Source organism: Mesorhizobium sp. M0207, assembly GCF_040321995.1.
Classification (GTDB): domain Bacteria; phylum Pseudomonadota; class Alphaproteobacteria; order Rhizobiales; family Rhizobiaceae; genus Mesorhizobium.
Genome location: NZ_JAMYSQ010000071.1, coordinates 1 through 1,166, shown reverse-complemented (window position 1 = coordinate 1,166; position 1,166 = coordinate 1). Strand labels below are relative to the sequence as shown.

Genomic DNA, 1,166 nt, shown 5'->3' with positions numbered 1-1,166 from the left:
ACCTGATTGGCCTACTGGGCGTCTTTTGAAGGCGTCTAAGGCCTCGCCCTGTCGCCCTGGCGCGGCATCGACCGGCATCATTGGCCCGATCGGCTCGATTTTGGACGCACTCCTCCCTCACGCCCGTCTCTCTTTGGGTGGATACAGGACACCGATCATAGTCCGCAGATTGTAGGCGCATGCCGCCAGCATGCACTGCGTGCGGTTGGTCGCAAGGTTGAAGAAGCGCATGCGCCGCATGCCGTAACGCTCCTTGAACACGGCGAAAGGCCGCTCAACCGCCGCCCGCACCTTGGAGATCAGCCGGTTGCGCAGCTTGTCGCGCGGCGGCAATTCAGGGTGATGCTTGTTGGGCCGCCGCATCAGGCGATCCTTGATCTTGGCCTCAGCGAGCCGGTCATGCCTGGCATGGGTGTAATAGGCCTGATCGCCATAGACCGCCTTCTCATCGCCGCAGATCAACCGGTCGGCCGGCTCGGTGTCGGTGACTGAGGCGTCGCTCACCTCGACGCGCCGGATCAAGGTGTGCCCCTGGTCGACGCCAATGTGCATCTTGTAGCCAAAAGTGCTCTTTTTGCCCTTCTTGCCCCAGCGCGCATCCTTGTCCGCCGACGGCTTGACCGGGCCGTGGTGGCCCTTCTTCGGCTGCTTGGGCGGCCGGCCGGGGGATTGCATGAACGAGGCATCGACCAGCGTGCCGCGCTTGACGATCAGGCCTTTCGTCTCCAGCTGCCGGTTGATCTCCTCAAACACCTTGTCGATCAGCCGCTCACGCGTCAGCTCGTCGCGAAAGCGCCATAGGGTCGAATGATCGGGCGTACGGTCCGAGAGGCTGAAGCCAACGAAGCGGCGAAACGACAGCCGGTCACGGATCTGCGCCTCAAGCGCTGGATCGCTCAGCCCATGCCACACACCCAGCAGAAGGCAGCGCACCAGCAACATTGCCGGGTAGCTGGCGCTACCCGGGCCGCTGCTGCTGCGCGGGCCAAGCAGCTTGCTGATCGGCTCCCAGTCCAGCTCTTTCGCAATCAGGTCGAAGATCGTCTCATCCGACACCGCAAGACCGTCCGCCAGACTCAACTGACCCAGAACACGATCCACCATCGCGAATCTCCCTGCTCCAACCTCACAACAGAATCACTGATCGGCTTCTGTGCAAAGATCTC

Annotated in this window: 1 protein-coding gene; it reads right to left on the bottom strand. The window is 62.4% G+C overall.

Translation table 11 applies throughout. From position 1 onward, the window contains the following. Positions 1-117: 117 nt before the first annotated feature. Complete coding sequence (locus NKJ15_RS32875; protein WP_352687253.1) at positions 118-1,104, bottom strand: IS5 family transposase; 987 nt, start codon at positions 1,102-1,104, stop codon at positions 118-120. Positions 1,105-1,166: the final 62 nt, after the last annotated feature.